Consider the following 1,108-nt stretch of genomic DNA (forward strand, 5'->3'; position numbering starts at 1 on the left):
CATTCCGGGCGTGCATACGGTCGAGCTTTATCGCGGCCTGGCGCGTTCGAAGATCCGCCACATCACGCCGCGCCACGAGCAGGGCGCCGGCTTCATGGCCGACGGCTACGCCCGCGCCGGCGGCCGGCCGGGCGTGGCTTTCGTCATCACCGGACCCGGCCTCACCAACACCATCACCGCGATGGGCCAGGCGCGCGCCGATTCGGTGCCGATGCTGGTGATCTCCGGTGTCAATGCCACCGATACGCTCGGCAAGGGTTTGGGCTTCCTGCACGAACTGCCGGACCAGCGCGGCATGATGGAGAAGGTGGCGCTGTCTTCCGAGCGTGTCACCGAGGCCGAGGAACTGCCGGGTGCGCTCGCCCGCGCCTTCGCCGTCTTCTCCTCGTCGCGGCCGGGTCCGGTTCACATCGAGATCCCGACAAACGTCATGGTGAAGCCCGCCGAGGGGCTCGCGCCGGTGCTCGGCAACGCCGCGCCGCCCGCTCCGGACGCGGCGGCTGTTGCCGAGGCTGCGAGGTTGATCAAGGCGGCTCGCCGTCCGCTGATTCTTGCCGGTGGCGGTGCCAAGAAAGCGGACGCGGCGCTGACACGCTTCGCCGAAGCGCTCGGCGCGCCGGTGGTCGAGACCGCCAACGCGCGCGGCCTGCTGCATCGGCACCCGCTCTTGGTGCCGGCAAGCCCCAGCCTCAAGGCGGTGCGCGCGCTGATGGCGGATGCCGATCTGGTGATCGCCGCCGGCACCGAATTCGGCCCCACCGACTATGACGGCTACGGCGATGGCGGCTTCGTGCTGCCGCCGAGCCTCATCCGCATCGATATCGGCGCCGACCAGCTCGCGCGCCGTCCGGTGACGGTTGGCATCCACGGCGATTGTGCCGAGGCGCTTTCTGCCCTGCTGGCTGCACTCGGCGCCGCTCATGTCGCCGCGAAAGACGGCGAAGCCCGCGCTGCCGCAGGGCGAGAGGCCGCGCTGGCGGAGCTGCGGCCAGACTATCTGGCGCAACTGCGCGCGGTGGAGACGATCCGCGGCGCGCTGCCCGGCGCCATCATCGTCGGCGACTCGACGCAGCCGATCTACGCCGCCAATCTCTATTACGACCACGAC

The 1,108-nt window shown here is 70.4% G+C and carries 1 protein-coding gene; it reads left to right on the plus strand.

Going from position 1 to position 1,108, the window contains the following annotated elements; translation table 11 throughout:
* Positions 1-1,108: 5-guanidino-2-oxopentanoate decarboxylase (locus EOA60_RS34155; protein ID WP_128312681.1), on the plus strand; the 1,108-nt coding region annotated here is incomplete at both ends.

This window comes from Mesorhizobium sp. M1A.F.Ca.IN.020.06.1.1, assembly GCF_004023265.1.
Lineage (GTDB): Bacteria > Pseudomonadota > Alphaproteobacteria > Rhizobiales > Rhizobiaceae > Mesorhizobium.